Raw genomic sequence first — 24,174 nt, forward strand, 5'->3', positions numbered from 1 at the left:
GTATTTTCTATGATGCAAATTTAACACCGTTAACCTCAAAATAAATTGTACATTTGTGATATAAACTTGTAAAATTAAGTTATGCCTAAGTTAAATCAGTTTGAAACTTTAGTCATTCATGAATTTGAAGATGAGAAATTTCATCTTCCACCGCACACGCATACGTATTATGAAATTATCTATATAAAAAAAGGAAGCGGTATTCATCATCTCAACAAAAATCTCCTTCCATACAAAACCGGAGATTTGTTTGTGATTTCACCTGAAGATGAGCATTATTTCGACATCAAAAAAAATACTCGTTTCGTTTATATCAAATTCACTGACAATTATTTCAATTCAAAACAAAATCTTACTTGCGACGAATTCTTAGTAAATACGCCCGAAACTTTTATGCGTGACAAAATCCTAAAAGAAACCGTTTTGAAATTTGATGAACCCTGCAAAACGATTCTGAGAAACACAGTTGAAAATATTATAACGTATGATCAATATATTGATGTGACCACCTCGCCGATTGTTTTTTATCAGATTCTTTCGATTTTTGGATTAATTAAAGAGACTATCCGTGGCATGAATCTGCAAATGAAATCAACGCATATTGATAATGAACAAATTGCAAACTACATTCATCAAAATGTTTATCAGCCAAAACTAGTTCAGATTAAAGTGATTGCGGAACATTTTAATATTGCTCCAACTTATTTCAGTGCCTACTTTAAAAGAACGTTTTCTATAAGCTATCGTGACTATATAAATAATTTGAGGACTACTTTAATCGAAAAGCGCTTTCAGAACAATCAATTGCCAATTAAGCAAATTGCTTATGAATTTGGTTTTACCGATGAAAGTCATTTATCGAATTATTTCAAAAAAAGAAAAAACATGAAACCGACAGATTTCAAAAAGCTTTAGTTATTGAAATCTTAAAAGATCTTAGGGCTTAAAATTTTTATCTAAATTTGTACTGCAAAACAAATTTCGTTGACAAAAAAAGTACACATATTATTACTTCTTTTAACTTTTGGCTTCTCTTTGATGTCAACGGCGAGTTATGCCTGTGGAAAATCTTCGGAAAAAATTTCCTGCGAAAAGAAAACTTCTTCATCAAAAAATGATGCTGCTTCTTGCTTAAAAGACTGTTGCAAAAAAGATTCTCATTCAAAAAAAGACCAACACGGTTGCAGTGGCAAATGTGATCATTCTGGCTGTACAACTTCTGGATTACAGCTTAGTCTCTTGAGTCAAAACGAAATTGAATTCAGAAACAACACTTTTAATTTGACTTTTAAAGAACCTATTGGATATTACAAAAACAGTACTCTTTCTGATGGTTTTACCTCTATTTGGTTAATTCCAAAAATAAAATAATTCAATTTGTGACAGCCATAATTGCGTCGAATTTAACCGCGAAGAACGCGATGATTTACGCAAAGTCCGCAAAGTTTTTTTTGCAACATGAAACAAAAAATTCTAAACTTAAATATTAGGAATTTGAATTCCTCTTTAAAACTATATAAAATGAAAAACACAATAGCAACTATAGCGGCAGTAATCACATTATTATTTACTGCAAATACGATTCAGGCAAATTCAGTAAAAACTGAAAAAACAACAAACGAAATTGCCGAATCAACTCAATTACAAGCTGTTTATGATGCTTACTTTACTGTAAAAGATGCACTGATCAAAAGCGATGCAAAATTGACTTCGGCGAAAGCCAAAGATTTACTTACTGCAATTACTGCCGTAAAAATGGACAAGCTGAAAAGCAACGAACATACTGTTTGGATGAAAGTAGTAAAAAAACTTTCTGCTGATGCTAAAAGCATTTCGGCAACTACTGATCTTAAAAAACAGCGCGAAACTTTCAAATCGCTTTCTAAAAGCACTTACGATCTTATAAAAGTCTCAAGTCCAGACCAGCCGGTTTACAAACAATATTGCCCAATGGCTGATGCAGACTGGTTAAGCAAAGAAAAAGCAGTTAAGAATCCGTATTATGGTTCTTCGATGTTGACATGCGGAAACGTGGTAGAAACCATCAAATAAACATGAAGCTCTACATCAAAAACATGGTGTGTGCTCGATGCAAAATGGTTGTGGAGTCTGAGTTTGAAAAACTCGGACTTCAAACTATTTCTGTTGAATTAGGCGAAGTCGAACTGCAAAATGAAATCACTGATTCTCAAAAAGAAGTTTTGCTTAAAAATCTGCAAGCTTTAGGTTTTGACTTATTGGATGATAAAAAAACCAAAACCATCGAGAAAATAAAAAACCTTATTGTCGATTTGGTTCATCATAAAAATAGCGAACTCAAAGTTAACTTGTCTGATTATTTAGCAGAAAACCTCAATCAGGATTACAATTCGCTGAGCAATCTTTTTTCTGAGATTGAAAATACAACCATCGAAAAATACTTTATCAGCCAGAAAATAGAAAAGGTAAAAGAACTTTTAATTTACAATGAGCTTTCACTAAGCGAAATTGCTGATATTTTGAATTACAGCAATGTAGCACATTTGAGTAATCAGTTTAAGAAAATTACGGGTTTCACTCCTACTTCATTCAAACAATTGAAAGACAAAAACCGCATTCAAATCGAGAATTTGTAAAAAGAGTCAATTTCTCGCAAAGTCGCAAAAGCGCAAAGTTTTTGGTCTCTCGCCGATTTTGCAGATCAAGCAGATGATTTAATCGTAAATTATTTAAATTTAAATCTGCCTGATCTGCAAAATCTGCGGGAGACTATTTTTTTTTAATTATCTTAATAAATATAAAACTTCGCGACTCTGCGACTTTGCGAGATTATTTTAAACTACAAAAACCTTGCGCTCTTTGCAGTTAAAAAAAGCTTTTAGTAAATATTACAAATCATTCTCAAAATTATACAAACCGTTATAGATCTTACTTCGGAAATTTGCATTGTAATACTTTAAAAATAAAACAATGACTCATCAATATATAATTTCAGGAATGTCATGTAATGGTTGCCGAACCAAAGTTGAAAAAACGTTAAATGACGTGGAAGGAATTCACGTCGAAGTAACGTTGGATCCGCCATTGGCAACGATAACAATGGAAAAACATGTTCCAACAGAAAAATTTCAGGAAGTTTTATCGGCTGTTGGGAAATATACTATCGAAATGGATTCTCCTAAAAAAGACAACTCTGAAGTAAAGTCATGTTGTTCAGGTCATAAAAAAGAAGATCATACTGCACATTCACATAAAAAAGAAAAAACGGTAATTCCGCATAATGCAACCGGAGTTTTTTACTGCCCAATGCATTGCGAAGGTGATAAAACCTACAACAAACCAGGAGACTGTCCGGTTTGCGGAATGGATTTGGTACCGCAAATTGCAATTGGAACACAGTTTACCTGCCCAATGCATCCAGAAGTTATTTCGAATGAACCGGGCGACTGTCCAATATGCGGTATGGATTTGATTCCGATGCAAACATCTGATTCTGAAGAAAACAAAACCTATACTGACTTATTAAAAAAAATGAAGATTGCAACGTTGTTCACACTTCCTATTTTCATTATTTCAATGTCAGAAATGATTCCGAATAATCCGCTTTATACTATTACGTCAATTGAAAAATGGAACTGGGTTCAGTTTCTATTTTCAATTCCGGTTTTGTTTTACGCCGGCTGGATGTTTTTTGTCCGCGCATGGAAATCGATTATTACTTGGAATTTAAATATGTTCACTTTAATTGGAATTGGAACTAGCGTGGCGTTTATATTCAGCGTAGCCGGAATGTTCTTTCCAGATCTTTTTCCATCAGAATTCAAATCACATCACGGAACCATTCATCTTTATTTTGAAGCCGCAACAGTTATTATAACTTTAGTTTTATTAGGGCAATTATTAGAAGCCAAAGCGCACGGACAAACTAATGGTGCGATTAAAGCATTACTAAAATTAGCCCCAACCGAAGCTACTTTAGTAGAAAACGGAACTGACAGAACAATCTCCATTCATGATATTAAAAAAGGTGATTTATTACGAGTAAAACCGGGAGAAAAAATTCCAGTTGACGGAAAAATAACTTCTGGCGAAAGCAGTATTGATGAAGCGATGATTACCGGAGAACCGATTCCGGTAGATAAAAAAGCGGGCGATACGGTAATTTCGGGAACTATAAACGGAACCAAATCCTTTGTTATGATTGCCGAAAAAGTAGGTTCAGAAACGTTGCTTTCGCAGATTATTCAAATGGTAAATGATGCGAGCCGTTCGAGAGCGCCAATTCAAAAACTGGCCGACCGTGTTGCCAAATATTTTGTTCCAACCGTTGTTGCCATTTCTATTTTGACATTTATTATATGGGCAAAATTCGGTCCTGAACCTTCCTATATCTACGGATTAATTAATGCAATTGCCGTTTTAATTATTGCCTGTCCTTGTGCTTTGGGATTGGCAACTCCAATGTCGGTTATGGTTGGTGTTGGAAAAGGCGCGCAACACGGAATTTTAATAAAAAATGCCGAAGCACTAGAAAACATGAATAAAATCGATGTTTTAATCACCGATAAAACCGGAACGATTACAGAAGGAAAACCAACTGTTGAGAAAATCTTCGCCATTGACAATAATGAAGATTTTCTATTGCAAAACATTGCTTCGCTAAATCAGCACAGTGAACATCCTTTGGCACAAGCCATTGTCAATTTTGCGAAAGACAAAAACCAATCTTTACTTGAAGTTCCAGATTTTGAAGCCGTTGCCGGAAAAGGAGTTTTAGGAACAATTAATAATTCAAAAATTGCATTAGGAAACAAGAAACTAATGGAACAGATTAATGCTTCGGTTTCTAATGATTTTGAAAGCAAAATTACAGCCGAACAAAATCTGGGAAAAACAGTTTCATACATTGCCGTAAATAATACTATTTCGGGTTATGTAACTATTACCGATGCCATTAAAACAAACAGCGCCAAAGCAATCAAAGATTTAATCGATCAGGGTGTTGAAGTCATCATGCTTACAGGAGACAATAAAAATACGGCTAAAGCTGTGGCAGATCAGCTTCATTTAAGTTCTTTTAAAGCCGATTGTCTTCCAGAAGATAAACTTAGAGAAATTGAACGTTTGCAAGCCGAAGGAAAAGTGGTAGCGATGGCCGGCGACGGAATCAATGATGCTCCGGCTTTAGCCAAAGCTAATATTGGAATTGCAATGGGAACCGGAACAGATGTTGCCATTGAAAGTGCTAAAATAACGCTTGTAAAAGGAGATTTAAACGGAATTGTAACGGCTAAAAAACTAAGTTTTTCGGTTATGAAAAACATTAAGCAAAATCTGTTTTTTGCTTTTATATACAATGTTTTGGGCGTTCCAATTGCGGCGGGAATTTTATATCCAGTATTTGGAATTTTGCTTTCGCCGATGTTAGCTGCACTGGCTATGAGCTTAAGTTCAGTTTCGGTAATTGTAAATGCTTTACGATTGCGAAACCTCAACCTTTAAAAAATCAATATGAAACTACATACTATTTTAATTGCTTTTCTGATTGTTTTGAGTTCCAACGCTCAAAAAGTAGTTCGTTATGATTTACACGTTCGGGATACGATTGTCAATTTTTCGGGAAAAGAAAAACGCGCTCTTACTGTAAACGGACAAATTCCGATGCCGACATTGACTTTTACGGAAGGGGATGTTGCAGAAATTTATGTGCATAACGATCTTAAAAATGAAGACACAGCGCTTCATTGGCACGGATTATTTCTTCCAAATAAAGAAGACGGTGTTCCCTATTTAACGCAAATGCCTATTAAACCAGGAACAACGCACAAATATACTTTCCCAATTATCCAGAACGGAACCTATTGGTATCACAGTCATTCGGGATTACAGGAACAAATTGGTTTGTACGGACTCTTCATTATTAATAAAAAGAAAGACGATTCTACTTTTAGAAAAGGAATTGACGATTTGCCAACAGTTCCAGTTATTTTAAGCGAATGGACCGATTTGAAACCAGAGAATGTTCAGCGAATGCTACACAATGCCAACGATTGGTTTGCTATAAAAAAAGGTACAACGCAAAGTTATGCCGAGGCGATTAAAAAAAATCAGTTTTCGACAAAAATCACCAACGAATGGAAACGCATGAGCGCCATGGATGTGAGTGATGTTTATTATGAAAAGTTCTTGATTAACGGAAAAAATGAAGACCAGCTTTCTGAGTTTAAAGCCGGCGATAAAGTCAGATTACGAATTGCAAACGGAGGGGCTTCAAGTTATTTCTGGCTGACCTATGGAGGCGGAAAAATAACAGTTGTGGCCAGCGACGGAAACGACGTTGAACCTGTAGAAGTAGATCGTTTGATAATTGCTGTTTCTGAAACTTATGATGTAGTTGTCACGATTCCTGAAGATAAAAAATCATTTGCTTTTTTGGCTACAGCCGAAGACAGAACCGGATCAGCTTCTTTGTTTCTGGGAGACGGAGCTAAACAGCCTGTCGCTCATCTTCCCAAATTAAAATATTTTGAAGGGATGAAAATGATGAACGATATGATGAAGATGAACGGCGAAATGAATGATATGGGCATGAATATGTCGCTCAATAAAATGGACATGAATGCTGTTATGTATCCTGAAATTTCGGGTGAAGAAGAATCTGCAAAAACAGAAGATCATTCGATGCACAATATGGAAGGCATGGAAATGTCAAGTGATTCTACCGCTACTTCTGAAATTGTAACACTGAATTACGGAATGTTGAAATCTCCAACCAAAACAACATTGCCAAAAGACGCTCCGGTAAAAGAATTACGTTTTACATTGTCGGGAAATATGAATCGTTATGTATGGAGTTTAGACAATAAAGTAATTTCTGAAACGGATAAAATCTTAATTAAAAAAGGCGAAAATGTTCGAATCGTATTGTACAACGGATCGATGATGCGTCACCCAATGCATTTACACGGGCATGATTTTAGGATTTTGAATGAACATGGCGATTATTCTCCACTTAAAAATGTGATTGACATTATGCCGATGGAAACCGACACCATCGAATTTCAGGCAAATGCTGATGGCGACTGGTTTTTTCATTGCCATATATTGTACCACATGATGGCGGGAATGGGACGTATTTTTAGTTATGAAAATTCGGCTCCAAATCCGTTGATTCATCATCCCGAAATGGCTTACAAAATGCTAAAAATGGATGATAGAATGTTTCATCTTATGGCAGAAAATGATTTTGCTACAAATGGAAATGACGGAGAAGCGATGTACAGTAACACGCGCTGGAGCATTGGAACAGAATGGCGTTTGGGTTATAACAACAAACATGGTTATGAAACTGAAACACATATTGGCCGCTATATTGGAAAAATGCAATGGTTTATGCCTTTTATTGGTTTTGATTGGCGCTACAGAAAAATGGGGATGGATGAACAGGAACAAAACTTATTTGGTCAAAAAAACACCAAAGATAATCGTTCCGTTTTCAGCATCGGTGCCGAATATACTTTACCAATGCTAGTAAAAGCCCAAGTTGAAGTGTACACCGATGGAAATGTAAGAGTCCAATTTGAACGAAAAGATATTCCGCTTTCGAAACGTTTGCGAATGAATTTAATGTGGAATACGGATAAAGAATATATGGCCGGCTTAAAATACGTCGCGGGAAGAAACTTCGGAATTACGACACATTACGATAGTGATATGGGAATTGGTTTTGGAGTTAATCTGAATTATTAATTGTTTTTAAACCATAAAAGTAATTTAAGTTGATTTTAAAAAGTCAGGAGCAAAATGCAGATTTTAGCAGTAAATAAATCATATCTTAGTTTTCCAAAACCATTATTGATCAGATAATAAAACATGAGAAAAATCTATTTTGCACTACTTTTTGTTTCTGGAATAATCTCAACAAGCTGTAATAATAAAGAAGCTGATTTACAATTTGAAAAAAATGTAATGTATGAGGTTTACCCCGCTCTTATTGATTCGGTTTGGGTAAATGCCGTTCGAAATTATGTTCCGCCTCCACCGCTAGGAGTAGATTCGTCGGAATATAAATTAAATCGTCGAAAGGAATCAAACATGCGATTCAATAAAGAGCTAGCAGAATTTAAAAAAAGAAAGTTTCCTGTTGATCTTGTTTTTCTGGATAAAGCAGTTGTAAGAGATAATTCTAAAGAACTTCAAGAACACTTTAAAGATGCTGTACTATCAGAAAACGATACTTTAGATACTCTTGTTTATAAATTTGACAGAAAAAAACTGGACTCCTACCAAGCTTTTCATCTTCATTATGTTCCTAGAATACCGCGCGGAAATGATAGAAAATTTTATAACGAATGTTGTTATTCTGTACGAGGTGTAATTAATCTAAGCAGAATTCAATTTGATGATGAAAAAAAATATGGCGTGCTTACTGCAGGAATTAATTGTGGCGACATGTGTGGATATGGATATCGAATTTATATTAAAAAAGTAAAGAATAAATGGATCGTTGATAAAATAGAAGATGCGTGGATTGCTTAATTTTCACTCAAACATTATTATCAAAACATTAACTAAATTGTAAGAATCAACCTTAAGAAATGTTACTATATTTGATTCACCAATTACAATTCTCTAACAAAAAACAAATTAAATCAAAATGACAAAAGTAATTACAATTATTACCGTTGCTTTATTTACAATTGGCGTAAACGCGCAAGATACTACACCTAAAAAAGAAAAAGCAAAAAAAGAATCTTGCTGTAAAAAAACTTCAACAGACAAAAAAGACAAAAAATCTTGCTGTGTAAAAAAATAAACTGAAATTCGATTTCAAGAAAAAGACCTCAATTTAATTGAGGTCTTTTTTTTTGATTTATTTTTTGCCACGAATTACACGAATTATCACGAATTATTTTTTTATTCCTTCATTAAAAATTTGTGCAAATTAGTTCAATTCGTGGCAAAAAAACTATTTTACTGTTGCAACATTTCCGGTTCTGGTGAGTACTCCCCAACTTTGGCTTTCGCCTTTAATGGCTCTTCTTAATGCTCGGAACAAAATGACATACATTAATTGTCTGTACACAAATCGTTGCGGAATTAACCAAAACAATTTAGTGAGTTTTTCTTTTTCGAAAATAAAAGCGACAACACTAACCAACATATCTACCAGCATAAAAGCGATATAGTAAATCAGTATTTTATGAAGACTGTCCGGATCATTGTAATTCCAGAATAAACTTAAAATAAGAACCAAATCGGCCAAAGGTGCAAAGATTGGCAATACAATTTGAAAGAGAAGAATATTAGGCAAAGCCACCATTCCTAAACCTTTATATCTCGGATTAAAACACGCATCTCTGTTTTTCCAGAATGCCTGCATAATTCCATAACTCCAACGGAAACGTTGTTTCATAAACTCTTTCAAACTTTCTGGAGCTTCGGTTATCGCTATAGCTTCTATACAATTTATAATATGATAGTCGTTTCTTAAAATACGAATTGTTAAGTCGCAGTCTTCTGCAAGAGTATCGGTTGTAAAACCTCCTGCTTTTTCTATTGCTTCTTTTTTAAACGCACCAATTGCTCCGGGAACAACTGTAATTCCATTTATTAAATCAAAAGCTCTTCGGTCAAAATTCTGGGCTGTCGTATATTCAATACTTTGCCATTTGGTCAGCATTGTATTTTCATTGCCGACTTTTACATTTCCGGCAATTGCCCCTACTTCTGCATTGTCCTTTAATTGAATTCTAAAACCTTTCATTAATTGTGAAATAGCATCAGTTTTTAGCTGCGTATCGGCATCAATACAAACTACATATTCACTTTGCGTTAATGCAATTCCGTAATTTAAGGCTGAAGCTTTTCCTCCGTTTGGTTTGGTATTCACTTTTACTTTCGGATCATTAGCAAAAGCTTCGTTAATCATGGCAAAGGTTTTGTCTTTAGATCCGTCATCCACAAAGACAATATCAAAATCAGGATAATCCTGACCCAATAAATTTTCGATTGTTTTTACCGCATTTATTTCTTCATTATAAGCCGGAACAATTATACTCACTTTTGGAAAAACTCCTTCTGAAGACTTATAAACCGGTGGATATTTATGGTCTTTCCATTTTTTTATAAAAGCCATTGTCGCCATCAACGCAATTCTTAGAAAACCCAACAAAATAGCGACCCAAAATGTAGCCGTAATAAAATGCCCAAACCAATATCCAAAATCGAAAATAAAATTATCAAGCGAAATAAATGGCCCTTTGGCCTCGGGCATAATCTCATCTTTAGTTTTGCCAAGCAAATGAGCAACAGTTGTAAACTGAACATGCCGATCTTTAAAATATTTTATAATTCTAGGCAAGGCTTCGACTGTAGCTTCTCTATTTCCTCCCGCATCGTGCAGTAAAATAATTCCTTTATCAGGATTTGCTTCATATTGTTTTATGGTTCTGATATAAACAGAATCAGCACTAACGCCTTTTTCCCAATCATTTGGGTCGATACTTTCTCCAACAGTGTAATAATTTTGCGCTTTGCTTAAAGCAATTGGCTTCAGTTCGGCTTCCGTTGTGGGTTCGGCATCTGCATTGTAAGGCGCTCTAAAAAGCACCGTACTTTTCCCGGTAACGGCTTCGATTAATAATCGTGTCGTTTCCATTTCTTTTGCTGCCCTTTCAGGACTAACCAACGCAATGTTTGGATGTGTAAAAGTATGATTGCCTATTTCATGGCCTTCTTTATAGATTCTTTGCAACAACGGAATATTATCTTCTCCCTGAATACCGATAACAAAAAAAACGGCTGGAACTTTTTCTCTCTTTAAAATATCTAAAATCTGAGGTGTATGAATAGGATCTGGTCCATCATCAAAAGTTAAAATGACTTGCTTGTTTACATTTCCAAATTTGCTGATTACATATTTGGTTGGTAATTCAACATACTTTTGTTCAGTAATAGTGGTTTCATTCGTATTAATTTCCAAATCAATCTTTCCGGGTGCGGGATCGGCAATTACGTTTAATATTTCGCCGTCGCCTATATAAGCCGGACTTTCAATTCGTGTATTGACACGTTTCATTACTTCAAAATCAAAAGGCTTTTTTTCCAGGCTTTCGCTTGTTAAACTTCGCTGATAAAAACTCCACAAACGTTGATCTTCACTTCCTAGACGCCATAAAGCCGTTCCTGCTAAGCCATATTCATCACTAAACCTAATAGTATTAAAATTTGTTGCAGCATCTTCAAAATCGACTTCATGTTTTTTACCATTACTATCGGTGTAGTTAAAAGAGTTATTATAGGTATTGTTGTCAAATTTTATTACCGCATTATGTTGTTTGGCAATTGCAATTGCCTGATCATACGTTATGGTTTCGCCTTCCTGTTTTTCCTGCCAATCGTAACCGTAACCGGCAAAACAAAGAATAATTTTATCTGACGGAACTTCTTTTGCCGTTTTATCGACAATTCTTTCAATCCATTTTTGACCGCTGATTTCTCCCGGAATACTGCTGGCATAATGTTCATCATAAGCCATCAAAAACATATAATCATTGTATTTAGCCAATGCTTTTATATTAAAATCATCGTCTCCGGCCATAATATCCTGTGAAACAAGATATCCTAACGGATGCAATTTTTCATATAGCGCTTTTTGAAAAGCAATTATAGGCTCATCGCTGTTTTCTTTAAATTCTTCAAAATCAATATTTATCCCATGCAAATCATATTTTTTTAATGCTTTTGCAATATCATTGATAAGTCTTTCGCTTTTATTTTTATCATGAAGAATTCGATGAATAAGATCGCCATCAAATTCGCCTTCGCCCAGTGATTCGTTTATATTATTGATTAATGGAAGAATTTTTACTTTTCCTTTTTTCATTACTTTCAATGCTGCTGTATCGATTTCTGTTCGAAGCAAATCAGTTTTTGGATCAATAAAAAACCATTCCGGTATAACCATATTGAGTTTATCAATATTTTTTTGCAGAGAAAATAAACTTTGAGGATCCCAATCGACATAAAAAGCTGCACGAACTTCTGATGTCGTTTTTGGAACTATTGGCTGTTTTTTTAGTTTATCAATTTTTGCTTTTGATCGTAAAAAATAATCAAATCCCTGAAACTTTTTTAATTCTTCGGGGCTTAAATCTTTTGGAGTAACGGGATTTTCAAGACTATGTCCCGTGCGACTGTTGTTGGCCAAAATTGGAAGCTCTGGTTTCAATCCTCTTTTTAAAGTTATAAAGAAAATTGGAACCATTAAAATGACAACAAACAAAAGAAGCCGGCTTGACCATTGAAAAGTTTTCCAGCGTTTTTGAGTGGCTGTTTGAAATATCTGTTTTTTATCATCCATAAATTCTTACTTTTTTTAGGCAAATGTAAACACAAACTTAATTTTAAGTAATATTATTACTATTAAATTAAGATCGGATGAATAAATACTTTGTCTTATCTTGATTGGTGATGAATAAATTTACGAAAGAAAAAGTTGAGAAAGGCAGAAACAAAACAGAAACAATCTGAATAACAGCTAATTAACTAACAAAAACTCAAAAAAGAAGGCAAAAAAAAATGACCTGTACTATACAGGTCATTTAAAAATATTTTGAAATAATAAGTTATTTTAATCTAACGCTCCATTCAAAATCCATTTCAGAGACTTGAACACCTTCTTCATTTGTTCCAATTGATTTCATCCAGAAAGTCTGTCCCTCTCCTGTTTCGATCGTTCTTTGAATAGCTTCGGTGATCAAATGTCCGTCGTTGCATACAAATGTAATTCTGCCAGTTGCTTTTTTGGTAAAGTTACCTTTATTGTTTGCTACTAACATTGAAATTTTTCGGCCACTTTCCTGAATCTGAGAAATTACTAAAGCTCCTGTTGTCAATTCCGCAGCCATAGCTTGTACAGCAAAATACATAGAGTTAAACGGATTCTGATTTATCCAACGATGTTTGACAGAAACAATACAACTGTCTTTATCGATAGCCTTTACACGAACACCGCAAATGAACGCAGATGGTAATTTGAATAATACAAATTTATTGAGTTTGGAAACTGAAACTGCCATGTGATATATTTTTTTAGTAAAAATACAAAAAAACTATGCGCGCACAATAAATTTGTCACACTTTCATAAAACTCCAATAAAACAAGGTGTTACGAATAGTTTTCAGCTAATTAAAACGTAAAATAAAATTTCAACTTTGTTAAAATTTTGTTAATATTTGGTACTATGCAAAACAAGATACTGTCTTTTAGATATATATTTGCATAAGAAATTACTATATACTTTTAATCATGGAAACAACAACACCACTCATCATGGAAACAACATCAGAAAGAAACACTGCAACGTTCACACATCTAAGTACATTAAGCCAGTATATTATCCCGTTTGGGAATTATATTTTCCCAATCATAATCTGGTCTAGTTACAAAGACAAATCAGAATTTGTAAATCACCATGGAAAACAGACATTGAATTTTCAATTGAGTTTATTGCTTTACACTTTGGTTTTAGCCTTAATTGCAATTCCAATTTTTGTATCAGTAGTTTTACAAAATATCCCGATGGAAGCCGTTTTTAATCACGACGATTTCTACATCAGAAATTTCAATTTTGAAGGAAACATTGGATTATTAAGTATTGGTGCAACGGCCGTTTTACTTTTTGGGGTTTTAAAATTTGTTGAATTCTTTTTAGTGATTTATGCTTCAATAAAAGCTTCAAACGGAGAATTATACAAATATCCGTTAACGATTCCTTTTATAAAGTAACACTTCGACTTCGCTCAGTGCGACATAAAAAGGTTAAAAGATTATAGACCCAATCAATCATCAATCAATCATCAATCAATCATCAATCAATCATCATCAATCAAAAAACGAATTGTTCAATCTAAAAAAAACAAAATGAAATTATGAACATTGAAAACACAAAAGCACAGATGCGCAAAGGTGTTCTTGAGTTTTGCATCTTATCAGTATTAAAAGAAAAAGACGCATATACATCTGAAATATTAGACACTTTAAAAAACGCAAAATTATTAGTTGTTGAGGGCACAGTTTATCCGCTCTTGACCAGGCTGAAAAACGACGGTTTGCTAAATTATCGCTGGGAAGAATCGACCTCAGGGCCACCACGAAAATATTATGGATTAACCGAGATAGGACAAACTTTTTTAAACGAACTTAGCGGCACATGGACAGAATTATCTGACGCCGTAAAACTAATCACCAATCAAAATCAATAAGTCATGAACAAAACAGTAAATATTAACTTAGGCGGTATGTTTTTTCACATCGATGAAGATGCATATTTAAAATTGACACGCTATTTTGACGCTATAAAACGATCACTGAACAACTCATCTGGACAAGATGAAATTATTAAAGATATCGAAATGCGTGTTTCTGAATTATTAACAGAAAAACAAAAAAGCGAGAAACATGTTGTTGGCTTAAAAGACGTTGACGAAGTGATTGCGGTGATGGGACAACCAGAAGATTACCGAATTGAAGACGAGGAAAGCCAAAATCAATCTTTCAATAATTACGGCGGAAGACAGCATAAAAAATTATACCGTGACAAAGAAAAAGGTATGATTGGCGGTGTTGCAACTGGTTTAGGACATTATTTTGGAATTGATGCTGTTTGGATCAAAATCATATTCTTAATATTCGTTTTTGCAGGTTTTGGAACTGGAATCTTAGCTTATTTCGTACTTTGGATTGTAACTCCTGAAGCGGTAACAACTTCAGAAAAACTTGAAATGACAGGCGAACCAGTAACGATTTCAAACATCGAAAAAAAAGTACGTGAAGAAATTGATTCATTGTCTGATAAATTCAAAAATGCAGATTATGACAAAATGGGAAACCAAGTAAAGTCGGGAGCTGAGAGAATAAGTAGTTCATTTGGAGACTTTGTCATGACGGTTTTTAAAATCTTTGCTAAATTTTTAGGTGTAATCTTAATCATGGCGGGAATCACGACTCTTATATTATTATTAATTGGAGTATTTACCCTAGGAACAAATGTTTTTCTTGAGTTCCCTTGGCAAAACTTTGTTGAAGCTGGAAACTTTACAGAATATCCTATTTGGTCTTTCGGTTTATTGATGCTTTTTGCAGTTGGAATTCCATTTTTCTTCTTGACTTTATTAGGATTTAAATTGTTATCTCCGAATTTAAAATCAATCGGAAATATTACAAAATACACTTTGCTTGCCATCTGGATTATCGCTATTGCAATTGCAATCAGCATCGGAATCAAACAAGCGACTGAAATATCTTATGACAATAAAACGGTGGAGAAAAAAGCACTGAACATTACATCAAAAGATACTCTTTTTGTAAAATTCAGGTACAATGATTATTATGCTAAAGATTTGAATCATCATCATGAATTCACTTTTGTGCAAGATTCTGCAAACAATGACCTTATTTATTCAAATGATGTTCGTTTGCATGTTTTATACACTGACAACACTTCTCCTTACTTGCAAATTGAAAAAAGTGCCAGAGGAAATTCATTTTCAAGCGCAAAACGAAGAGCAGAAAAAATCAATTATAACGTTCAGATTAATGGAAATCATTTAATTTTGGATAATTATTTTCTGACAGATGTTAAAAATAAATTCAGAGGACAAGAAGTTGATGTATATTTGTACTTGCCAGAAGGGCAATTATTTAAGCCAGATTCTTCAGTACAAGATTACGACGATTCTGAAAATGATTTTTTCAACTTGCACTTTAGCGGTGATTACAACTATAAAGTAGAAGGTTCAAAAATAAAATGTTTAAACTGCCCTGCAGATGAGAACGATAATGACGATGATTACAATAGTGAAGATACTACTATTGAAAATGACACTGTAAAGGAAGTTTCGATTAAGATTAACGGAAAAGAAGTTTTAAACGGAAAAAAAAACAAAGGAAAGCTAACCACTGATAAAAACGGAGTTATAATTAAAATCAACTAAGCCATGATCAAAATAATCATTCATATTACAAAATTTATTATTGCAACTGTTACCGCATTATTGCTTGCATCTTGTAACTTTAATTTGAATACAGTTGAAGGAAGCGGAAATGTAACAAAGGAAAAAAGAATTGTTCAGGGAGATTTCAAAAAAGTATCTGTAAGCAACGCGATTGATTTAGTAATCGTACAATCTGATTCGACTGAAATCGTAGTAGAAGCTGATGATAATCTACAAAAAGACATCATTACAAAAGTTGAAAACGGAACACTTGTAATTAGCTGTAAATTCAATTCTTTTAAAAACGTTACTACTAAAAAAGTTACTGTAAAAATGCCTGTTATTGATAAGCTTGAAGCTTCGAGCGCAGCATCTGTTCAAAGCAAAAATGTGATTCAGGCACAAGATATTGACTTAGAAACATCGAGCGCAGCAACAATGAGTGTAAATGTAGAATCAGACAATATTTCAGCTGATTCTGGAAGCGGAAGCTCTATTTCTGTTGAAGGAAAAGCATTGAAAATCAAAACTTCAGCATCAAGCGGTTCTAGCATTAATGCAGAAAAATTATTAGCAAACGAAGTTCATGCAGAAGCATCAAGCGGAGGAAGCGTAAATGTACACCCAATTGTAAGCCTGAAAGCGGAAGCATCTAGCGGAGGAAGCATTAATTATGATTCAACCCCAAAGACTGTTGAAAAAACTTCAAATTCTGGAGGAACTATCAGTCAGGGATAAATGATATTTATCTGTTAAATATAAAAGAAATCATTCATCAAAAGTGGATGATTTTTTTATATTTGTCAAAATCAAAACAAGGATTAATGAAAAAAAATACTGCCCTGATCTTATTATTGTTAGTTACAACATTAACTTTTGCACAAAGAAGAGAAAAAATCAAAGGAACTAAAATCGTTACAACATCAATAAAAGAAGTTGGAAGCTTTGACGGACTTGAAGTAGATGACAATTTAGAAGTTTACTTGGAACGTGGCGAGAAAAACGAAATTAAAATTGAAGCCGATGATAATCTTCATGATATTGTTGCAATGGATTTAAGAGATAAAACGCTTCGTTTATATACTTCAAAAGAAAGCACAATTTTCAAAAAGCTTTCTGTGCGTGTGACTTACACGGGAACTTTGAACAAAGTAATTGCTAAAAATGAAGCTGTTATTTATGCAATTCAGGAACTTAAATTAGACGATATTACTTTTAACAGTGTTGATTTTTCAAAACTATATCTGAATGTAAATGCAAAAAAATTCGGTTTAGTTGCTGACGATAAATCCAAATCTGAAATAAATCTAAAAGCAGACGAAGCGACTATTCAATTAAGCAAATATGCAGTATTGAAATCATTAGTTTCTGCTATCAAATTCAATTGTGATTTATACCAAAAATCAAATGCAGCAATTGAAGGAATTGCCGAAAAAGCAACTATTCGTTTAGATAATAATTCGGTTTTCACCGGAACAAAATTCACTCTAAAAGATGCTAATATTACCGCCGAAAGCTATTCTGTTGGAAGTATTCTAGCCGAAACTGCTATTTCAATCGCTGTTGGCGACAAAGCAGAACTTTCTTTATTTGGAAATCCAACAATACAATTAACACGCTTTTCTGAAGAAGCAAAATTGATTAAGAAGATAAAATAATTTGTTTCAAGTTTTTCTTGTTTCAAGTTTCAAGTTGAAATTAGAAACATTAATTATAAAAAAAATCCCGGTCTAAAATTAAGACTGGGATTTTTTTATTGTCATTTTACAAGTTCCAGAAAACCTGAAACAAAGAAAACCTGAAACTTGAAACCAAATTTTTATTCTTTAGAAGCTAAATATCTTTCAGCATCAAGCGCAGCCATACATCCTGTACCTGCGGCAGTAATTGCTTGACGATATACATGATCTGCAGCATCACCAGCTACAAAAACACCTGCAACATTTGTGTTAGATGTTCCTGGAGTATTTATAATATATCCTGTTTCATCAAGATTAATATAATCTTTGAAGATATCTGTATTTGGTTTGTGACCAATTGCTACGAAGAAACCAGTTGCAGGAATTTCGATAACTTCACCAGTAGTTTTATTTAATGCTTTAATTGCATGGACAACTTGATTGTCACCAACCACTTCAACAGTATCGTGATTCATTAAAATTTCGATATTCTCTGTTTTGCGTACACGTGCTTCCATAATTTTAGAAGCTCTGAATTTTTCGCTTCTTACTAACATCGTAACTTTTTTACAAAGTTTAGATAAATAATGTGCTTCTTCACAAGCAGAATCTCCTGCTCCAACAATTACAACTTCTTGGTTTCGGTAAAAGAATCCGTCACAAACAGCACAAGCAGAAACTCCTCCGCCCATATTTAAATAATGTTGTTCTGATGGTAATCCTAAATATTTAGCTGAAGCACCTGTCGAAATAATAACAGTTTCACAATGCAATTCGATTGAATCGTTGATCCAAACTTTATGAATATCTCCCGAAAAATCAACTTTTGTAGCCCATCCATCACGAATATCAGCACCAAAACGTTTTGCTTGTTCCTGCAACTGAATCATCATTTCTGGTCCAGTAACACCATCAACATAACCTGGAAAATTTTCTACTTCATTAGTAGTAGTCAATTGACCACCAGGCTGCATTCCTTGATATAAAACCGGATTCATGTTTGCTCTGGCTGCATAAATTGCTGCAGTATAACCTGCAGGGCCAGAACCTATAATAAGGCATTTAATTTTTTCTATTGTATCTGACATAATATGTATAGTTTTTTTGTGATGCAAATGTAAACTTTATTATAAAAAATAAAGGCGAAAATAAATCCGAAATAACTATGTTCAAATAAGTTTTATTTATTTTCATTTTTTCCTTTTGTAAACAAAATTAATTTATATCTTTGCATCCGCTTTCGGGCAGTACTACAAATACATCTTCGGGGTGTAGCGTAGCCCGGTTATCGCGCCTGCTTTGGGAGCAGGAGGCCGCAGGTTCGAATCCTGCCACCCCGACAAAAGTCTTTTCATTTACTTGGAAAGACTTTTTTTTTGCAATAAACTGAAAACTAAATCATAAACAGAACGATTACAGCGTCCCAATTGACAAACATAGCCCGCGGTTTCAACCGCGGGAGACTTATTGTGATAATCTCGTGAATAATTTAACGCATCCCCGCGGTTGAAACCGCGGGCTATATTAAAAAAACCTCTGAAGTTCAATTGATCTCCAGAGGTTCTATATTTCAAAATTATTTGCTATTTATTTATTTCTCCATTTTAATATAAGCAGGATACGATTCACTACTTGGCAAATTAAACTCTTCATCATAGGGTTGCGTACCTGATCCATTATTATACAATGCCACACGTTTTGCACCAGTTGCAGTGCTTCCTCCTGTACTATTAATAACGTTTTGAATATTTCCTGAACCTGCAAAACGAGTGGTACACATTTTTTCTAATGTAACATTTGGACTATTAGGCACTTCAAAACCATTTTTCTTATTTACATTACCGTCAGTTCCGGTCATCACAGCATAAGAACCCATTCCTATACTATGATGTTCTTTTACAGTATTGCTAACTTTGAATGCTGCATAACCATCAATTCTGCCTCCTTGACTGCTCCAGCTTGCTTGATTTGGAGCATCATAAGGCGGTTCGTTTTGGAAAAAATAGGTTTTGCCTCGTTCTCCCAACCATAACACCTCGTATTCTTGAAAGTGTTCAACAAATAACCCATAAAGCGTAACATCATTACCAGCAACAATAAGTCCGTTTTTACATCTGTCTCTTACCCAGCGGGCATCGCCGCCTTTCTGCGAACCATGATCGGCACGCCACAGCCAGAAATGATCACCAACTACATTGTTGCTATTTATTTGCATAGAAACCTGTATCTGGATATTTTTTGACTGAACTCCGCCTACTCTACAAGTGATATCTGTTAACAAAATAGGATCTGCAGAATGATCAGCTTTTGCTCCTTGATCACCAATTCTAACCTGATAAGTTGTACTATTAAATGAATCCATTAAAAGTCCGGCAATAATAATTCCATCCTTATCATCAGCATAAATACAGCCCCAAGTATTTTTCTCGGTAGGCTCAAGCGTTACCGAAGCAATTCCGGCACCCAATAATATCGCATCTTTTCTATTAACTTGGATAGGTGCATTCAATGAATAATGCCCAGGCGTGAAAAATACATTTTTGCCCGCTTTTAGTGCGTTATTAATTTCAACATCTGTATCACTTTCTTTAGTAACATACCAATCATTAAGCAAATCTTGAATTTTGCCTTTACCCATATCTGTCGCCGACCAAGAAACTCCTACTCTATCCTTTTGCCATGCCGGAACACTTACTTTGTATTCGCCATCTTTATCTAGAAAAAGAAAAGGTTTTTCTCTAATAATAGGCGTAGTAGAAATTGGAGCATTCTTTTCATCTGCTTGTGGAGGATTTACACAGCCTTGCCAAACCATATTATAAGAACCACCCATCGCTCCTGACCCAGAAGGAAAAACGGTATTTCTAGTGTACCATTGCTGTTGTCCAGCCCAGTTTGGCCTTGAAGATGTATAGTGAGTATCCGCAATAAATCCGCCACTTCCCCAAAAATTGGTGTTTCCAATATCTGAAATATATTTCGAAGTGCTTCCTATTAACAATCTTCTCGCACTGGTTGACTGAGAAACGGTCCATGAAAAATCACGCATCACTTCTACATTTTCTACAGAACGCCAAAATGTACAGGTTGCATTTGCTCCTCCAGACAAATGAGGTCTAGTAAATATAGAACCTAATTTAACATCTGACGGTACTTTTCCCAAACCTCCAATATGAGAATAAAATCCCAATTCTATTGAATTGGCTTCCGCCGATGATGCAGAACCAGATCCGCCAACATCATAAGTTTGGCCATTAACATTGGCTTTAAAATAATAAGCTTGACGTTTTGTTGTCCACTCGCCATTTGCTCCACCTAAACCAATAGCCGCAAAATGCGAATTAATTTCGTTTCGTGCCGTTTCTGCTTTTTCATGTTTTCTATCATAGAAATACATATTATCCCCAAAAATCTGATTTTCCAACGAAATTATTATAGTAATATCGTTACGAGTAACTTTATAGTAGTTCTCATATTTATCAGTATTTGGCTTATTATCAGTAAATGTTAATTTGGAAGTTGACCCCACCTGTACAAAATCTGATGCTAGACGACTTCCTCCTCTTGTGATTATATAATTGCCCGAAGAGCCAAAAGCCGACCAAGACAAGGTCATGTCGTGTTTCTTTTTGTTATAAACAATTTTACGCTCTGTTTTTTTCTCTTGTTTTTTTTCATCAGATGAATCAGGTGAAACAAAACTGGATAAAATCAGTATAAATACAAATGCTGTAAATACTGAAATCCCTTTTTTACTCTTAAGAATGTTCATTTTTGTGGTTTAATAGTTTGTACTAATAATAGTTTTTAAAAAACCCAAAATAGCAATAATCTAGAATCTAAATGTCCATTTTTGCTCTCTACTTTCTTATCAAAAACTATACAAATCAGCGTTTCTGAGCATAAATAAGCCCCAAACAATATTTCACCCACTTCTCATCGAGTTTGCTTGCCAATAAAAATTAGAAAACAAAGAATTTAAATGATAGAAATTCCTTGTGTTATAAAAACTCCTTTTTGGTCTATTTCACTATTGAAATTTTAAAATGAGACCTTTTTTCAAAGGCAAAATTAGAATCTTGGCTTTTTATTCTATCAACATCAACTAAATTGCTCAAAATTCAACTGGCAATTCTATGTTTAACTAAAATTAATTTGTTCCGAAGACCCATGAAACCACGAATAAACAACGTTTCATAAATGTTAACAAAATAGATTTTCAAAAACCATAAATAATTGTATTTTTACGGTTCAAAATTCAGAAAATAAATGGGCAAAATCATTGCTATTGCTAATCAAAAAGGAGGCGTTGGAAAGACTACTACATCAGTAAATCTTGCGGCCTCATTAGGTGTTTTAGAGAAAAAAGTATTATTAATCGACGCTGATCCTCAGGCCAATGCCACATCTGGTCTTGGAATTGATGTAGAATCAGTTGAAGTTGGAACGTATCAAATTCTTGAGCATACTGTAACGCCAAAAGAAGCCATTTTAAAATGTACAGCTCCAAATGTTGACGTGATACCTGCTCACATTGACCTTGTTGCTATCGAAATCGAGTTGGTTGACAAAGAAAACCGCGAGTATATGCTTAAAAAAGCATTAGAGGAAGCAAAAGAAGAATATGATTTTATCATTATCGACTGTGCACCATCTCTAGGCTTGTTAACCTTGAATGCTTTAACAGCAGCAGATTCAGTAGTTATTCCTATTCAGTGCGAGTATTTTGCTCTTGAAGGATTAGGAAAACTTTTGAACACTATTAAGAGTATCCAAAAAATACACAACCCAGATCTTGATATTGAAGGATTATTGCTAACCATGTATGATTCTAGATTACGTTTATCAAATCAGGTTGTTGAAGAGGTTCAAAAACACTTTAACGATATGGTTTTTGAAACTGTTATCCAGCGAAATGTAAAATTAAGTGAGGCACCAAGTTTTGGAGAAAGTATCATTAATTATGATGCAACAAGTAAAGGAGCCGTAAACTATATTAATTTAGCTCAAGAAATTATAAAGAAAAACAGCAAATAGTTTTTATGACAAAAGCAATTAAAAAACAAGCCTTAGGAAGAGGATTATCAGCATTATTAAAAGATCCCGAAAACGACATTAAATCAGTAGAAGACAAAAATGCTGATAAAGTTGTTGGAAATATTATTGAGCTTGAAATAAGTGCTATCGAAATAAATCCGTTTCAGCCTAGAAGCAATTTTAATGAAGAATCATTACGTGAATTAGCCACTTCTATCAAAGAACTTGGCGTAATTCAGCCTATTACTGTTCGAAAATTAGATTTTAATAAATACCAATTAATTTCTGGGGAACGTCGTTTGCGTGCTTCAACTTTAGTTGGCTTAACTCATGTTCCTGCATATATTCGTATTGCTAATGACAATGAATCATTAGTAATGGCGTTAGTAGAGAATATTCAGCGTCATGATTTGGATCCAATTGAGATCGCTCTTTCCTATCAGCGTTTAATTGACGAAATTCAATTAACACAAGAACAAATGAGTGACCGCGTTGGGAAAAAACGTTCTACTATTGCCAACTATTTACGTCTTTTAAAATTAGATCCGATTATCCAAACTGGAATCCGTGATGGTTTTATCAGCATGGGACATGGTAGAGCAATCATTAATATCGAAGATTTAGACGTTCAAACTGATATTTATCAAAAAATTGTAAGTCAAAATCTTTCCGTTCGTGAAACAGAAACTTTAGTTAAAAATTATCACGAAAGCTTGAAACCAAAAGAAGAAGGAAAACCAAAAGCCGATTCTTCGTTTGTGGTTAGAGAAACACAAAAAAATACTTTCAACGATTATTTTGGTTCGAAAGTTGATATTAAAGTGGCTGGCAATGGAAAAGGAAAAATCACAATTCCATTTAATTCTGAGGCCGACTTTAATAGAATTATAAAATTAATTAATGGATAGTGAATAAGATTGTCCCCATAAGTTTATTGTTCTTTCTCATAGGAACCGCTTCTATTTTTGCTCAAGCAAAATCAGATGCGGTTTTAGTCGCTAAAGACACTACCAAACTGGAAGAAATAGACCCGCTTACACCAGCGAAAGCTGCTTTTTATTCTGCAATTTTACCTGGTTTAGGCCAAGCATACAACAAAAAATACTGGAAAATCCCTCTCGTTTACGGAGCAATTGGTACCAGTCTTTATTTCTACATTGACAATAACAAAAAATACCACGATTATCGCGACGCTTATAAACGCAGATTAGAAGGCTACAACGATGATAATTACCAGTTTTTAGATGATGATCGTCTTATTGCCGGTCAAAAATTCTATCAGCGAAACAGAGATTTATCTGCATTATTTGTAGTGGGCTTTTATGTCTTAAATATTATCGACGCGAATGTTGATGCTGCTTTGATTCAGTTTAATGTAAATGAGCGATTATCAATGCGTCCAGAAATTTATCCCAGCGATGTAACATTTAAACCAAACGTTGGACTAACTCTTAATTACACTTTTAAATAGTCTGAAAAG

At 34.2% G+C, this 24,174-nt stretch carries 20 protein-coding genes and 1 tRNA gene; 17 read left to right on the forward strand and 4 right to left on the reverse strand.

Going from position 1 to position 24,174, the window contains the following annotated elements; all coding sequences use genetic code 11:
• Positions 1–81 precede the first annotated feature (81 nt).
• From EV145_RS11420 to EV145_RS22395, 8 genes are all read left to right on the forward strand, one after another.
• Entirely contained in the window at positions 82–915 is an 834-nt protein-coding gene (locus tag EV145_RS11420; protein ID WP_133525352.1) for an AraC family transcriptional regulator, read from the forward strand.
• A 69-nt stretch (positions 916–984) separates the two neighbouring features.
• Positions 985–1,371 (forward strand): hypothetical protein, encoded by a 387-nt coding sequence (locus EV145_RS11425; protein ID WP_243739251.1) that lies wholly within the window; start codon positions 985–987, stop codon positions 1,369–1,371.
• Between the two features lie 150 nt (positions 1,372–1,521).
• Complete coding sequence (locus tag EV145_RS11430; RefSeq protein ID WP_133525353.1) at positions 1,522–2,052, forward strand: DUF3347 domain-containing protein; 531 nt, start codon at positions 1,522–1,524, stop codon at positions 2,050–2,052.
• Between the two features lie 2 nt (positions 2,053–2,054).
• Positions 2,055–2,615 (forward strand): helix-turn-helix domain-containing protein, encoded by a 561-nt coding sequence (locus EV145_RS11435; protein ID WP_133525354.1) that lies wholly within the window; start codon positions 2,055–2,057, stop codon positions 2,613–2,615.
• A 334-nt stretch (positions 2,616–2,949) separates the two neighbouring features.
• Positions 2,950–5,481, forward strand: coding sequence for a heavy metal translocating P-type ATPase (locus tag EV145_RS11440; RefSeq protein ID WP_133525355.1), 2,532 nt, complete (start codon positions 2,950–2,952; stop codon positions 5,479–5,481).
• 9 nt (positions 5,482–5,490) lie between these two features.
• On the forward strand, positions 5,491–7,728 hold the full coding sequence (locus EV145_RS11445) for a multicopper oxidase family protein (RefSeq protein WP_133525356.1): 2,238 nt from the start codon (positions 5,491–5,493) through the stop codon (positions 7,726–7,728).
• 123 nt (positions 7,729–7,851) lie between these two features.
• Positions 7,852–8,517, forward strand: a complete 666-nt coding sequence (locus EV145_RS11450) for a hypothetical protein (protein WP_133525357.1) — start codon at positions 7,852–7,854, stop codon at positions 8,515–8,517.
• Between the two features lie 118 nt (positions 8,518–8,635).
• Positions 8,636–8,794: a hypothetical protein gene (locus tag EV145_RS22395; protein WP_166638442.1), complete on the forward strand. Its 159-nt coding sequence runs from the start codon at positions 8,636–8,638 to the stop codon at positions 8,792–8,794.
• A gap of 153 nt (positions 8,795–8,947) precedes the next feature.
• Here the strand turns inward: EV145_RS22395 and EV145_RS11455 are convergent, their stop codons facing one another.
• Both EV145_RS11455 and EV145_RS11460 read right to left on the reverse strand, forming a co-directional pair.
• On the reverse strand, positions 8,948–12,343 hold the full coding sequence (locus tag EV145_RS11455) for a polysaccharide deacetylase family protein (RefSeq protein WP_133525358.1): 3,396 nt from the start codon (positions 12,341–12,343) through the stop codon (positions 8,948–8,950).
• A gap of 265 nt (positions 12,344–12,608) precedes the next feature.
• On the reverse strand, positions 12,609–13,061 hold the full coding sequence (locus EV145_RS11460) for a DUF4442 domain-containing protein (RefSeq protein WP_133525359.1): 453 nt from the start codon (positions 13,059–13,061) through the stop codon (positions 12,609–12,611).
• Positions 13,062–13,315: 254 nt separating this feature from the next.
• Between EV145_RS11460 and EV145_RS11465 the strand changes: the two genes are divergently transcribed.
• From EV145_RS11465 to EV145_RS11485, 5 genes are all read left to right on the forward strand, one after another.
• A complete protein-coding gene (locus EV145_RS11465) occupies positions 13,316–13,771 on the forward strand; it encodes a DUF4870 domain-containing protein (RefSeq protein ID WP_166638451.1) in 456 nt (151 codons plus the stop codon).
• Positions 13,772–13,914: 143 nt separating this feature from the next.
• Positions 13,915–14,247, forward strand: coding sequence for a PadR family transcriptional regulator (locus EV145_RS11470; protein WP_017498072.1), 333 nt, complete (start codon positions 13,915–13,917; stop codon positions 14,245–14,247).
• A gap of 3 nt (positions 14,248–14,250) precedes the next feature.
• A complete protein-coding gene (locus EV145_RS11475; protein ID WP_133525361.1) occupies positions 14,251–15,978 on the forward strand; it encodes a PspC domain-containing protein in 1,728 nt (575 codons plus the stop codon).
• 3 nt (positions 15,979–15,981) lie between these two features.
• Positions 15,982–16,716 (forward strand): head GIN domain-containing protein, encoded by a 735-nt coding sequence (locus EV145_RS11480; RefSeq protein WP_133525362.1) that lies wholly within the window; start codon positions 15,982–15,984, stop codon positions 16,714–16,716.
• Positions 16,717–16,802: 86 nt separating this feature from the next.
• A complete protein-coding gene (locus EV145_RS11485; RefSeq protein WP_243739252.1) occupies positions 16,803–17,636 on the forward strand; it encodes a GIN domain-containing protein in 834 nt (277 codons plus the stop codon).
• A gap of 161 nt (positions 17,637–17,797) precedes the next feature.
• Here the strand turns inward: EV145_RS11485 and trxB are convergent, their stop codons facing one another.
• Positions 17,798–18,745, reverse strand: coding sequence for a thioredoxin-disulfide reductase (gene trxB, locus EV145_RS11490; protein ID WP_133525364.1), 948 nt, complete (start codon positions 18,743–18,745; stop codon positions 17,798–17,800).
• Positions 18,746–18,922: 177 nt separating this feature from the next.
• On the opposite strand from trxB, the gene EV145_RS11495 reads away from it, so the two are divergent.
• Positions 18,923–18,997, forward strand: a tRNA-Pro gene (locus EV145_RS11495).
• 251 nt (positions 18,998–19,248) lie between these two features.
• Here the strand turns inward: EV145_RS11495 and EV145_RS11500 are convergent.
• Positions 19,249–21,429, reverse strand: a complete 2,181-nt coding sequence (locus tag EV145_RS11500) for a hypothetical protein (protein ID WP_133525365.1) — start codon at positions 21,427–21,429, stop codon at positions 19,249–19,251.
• A 497-nt stretch (positions 21,430–21,926) separates the two neighbouring features.
• On the opposite strand from EV145_RS11500, the gene EV145_RS11505 reads away from it, so the two are divergent.
• Genes EV145_RS11505 through EV145_RS11515 form a run of 3 tightly spaced genes read left to right on the forward strand, consistent with a single transcriptional unit; the run spans position 21,927 to position 24,165 of the window.
• Positions 21,927–22,694 (forward strand): ParA family protein, encoded by a 768-nt coding sequence (locus EV145_RS11505; protein WP_133525366.1) that lies wholly within the window; start codon positions 21,927–21,929, stop codon positions 22,692–22,694.
• A gap of 5 nt (positions 22,695–22,699) precedes the next feature.
• Positions 22,700–23,602: a ParB/RepB/Spo0J family partition protein gene (locus EV145_RS11510; RefSeq protein WP_133525367.1), complete on the forward strand. Its 903-nt coding sequence runs from the start codon at positions 22,700–22,702 to the stop codon at positions 23,600–23,602.
• Entirely contained in the window at positions 23,602–24,165 is a 564-nt protein-coding gene (locus tag EV145_RS11515; RefSeq protein ID WP_133525368.1) for a DUF5683 domain-containing protein, read from the forward strand. Before EV145_RS11510 ends, EV145_RS11515 begins: the two co-directional genes overlap by 1 nt.
• Positions 24,166–24,174 lie beyond the last annotated feature (9 nt).

The sequence above is a fragment of the Flavobacterium sp. 245 genome (genome assembly GCF_004362055.1).
Lineage (GTDB): Bacteria > Bacteroidota > Bacteroidia > Flavobacteriales > Flavobacteriaceae > Flavobacterium.

Bases quoted from the DNA above. Each gene is read 5' to 3' on its own strand.
- EV145_RS11420 (WP_133525352.1), top strand. From the start codon at position 82: ATGCCTAAGTTAAATCAGTTTGAAACTTTAGTCATTCATGAATTTGAA.
- EV145_RS11430 (WP_133525353.1), top strand. From the start codon at position 1,522: ATGAAAAACACAATAGCAACTATAGCGGCAGTAATCACATTATTATTT.
- EV145_RS11435 (WP_133525354.1), top strand. From the start codon at position 2,055: ATGAAGCTCTACATCAAAAACATGGTGTGTGCTCGATGCAAAATGGTT.
- EV145_RS11440 (WP_133525355.1), top strand. From the start codon at position 2,950: ATGACTCATCAATATATAATTTCAGGAATGTCATGTAATGGTTGCCGA.
- EV145_RS11445 (WP_133525356.1), top strand. From the start codon at position 5,491: ATGAAACTACATACTATTTTAATTGCTTTTCTGATTGTTTTGAGTTCC.
- EV145_RS11450 (WP_133525357.1), top strand. From the start codon at position 7,852: ATGAGAAAAATCTATTTTGCACTACTTTTTGTTTCTGGAATAATCTCA.
- EV145_RS22395 (WP_166638442.1), top strand. From the start codon at position 8,636: ATGACAAAAGTAATTACAATTATTACCGTTGCTTTATTTACAATTGGC.
- EV145_RS11455 (WP_133525358.1), bottom strand. From the start codon at position 12,343: ATGGATGATAAAAAACAGATATTTCAAACAGCCACTCAAAAACGCTGG.
- EV145_RS11460 (WP_133525359.1), bottom strand. From the start codon at position 13,061: ATGGCAGTTTCAGTTTCCAAACTCAATAAATTTGTATTATTCAAATTA.
- EV145_RS11465 (WP_166638451.1), top strand. From the start codon at position 13,316: ATGGAAACAACATCAGAAAGAAACACTGCAACGTTCACACATCTAAGT.
- EV145_RS11470 (WP_017498072.1), top strand. From the start codon at position 13,915: ATGAACATTGAAAACACAAAAGCACAGATGCGCAAAGGTGTTCTTGAG.
- EV145_RS11475 (WP_133525361.1), top strand. From the start codon at position 14,251: ATGAACAAAACAGTAAATATTAACTTAGGCGGTATGTTTTTTCACATC.
- EV145_RS11480 (WP_133525362.1), top strand. From the start codon at position 15,982: ATGATCAAAATAATCATTCATATTACAAAATTTATTATTGCAACTGTT.
- EV145_RS11485 (WP_243739252.1), top strand. From the start codon at position 16,803: ATGAAAAAAAATACTGCCCTGATCTTATTATTGTTAGTTACAACATTA.
- trxB (WP_133525364.1), bottom strand. From the start codon at position 18,745: ATGTCAGATACAATAGAAAAAATTAAATGCCTTATTATAGGTTCTGGC.
- EV145_RS11500 (WP_133525365.1), bottom strand. From the start codon at position 21,429: ATGAACATTCTTAAGAGTAAAAAAGGGATTTCAGTATTTACAGCATTT.
- EV145_RS11505 (WP_133525366.1), top strand. From the start codon at position 21,927: ATGGGCAAAATCATTGCTATTGCTAATCAAAAAGGAGGCGTTGGAAAG.
- EV145_RS11510 (WP_133525367.1), top strand. From the start codon at position 22,700: ATGACAAAAGCAATTAAAAAACAAGCCTTAGGAAGAGGATTATCAGCA.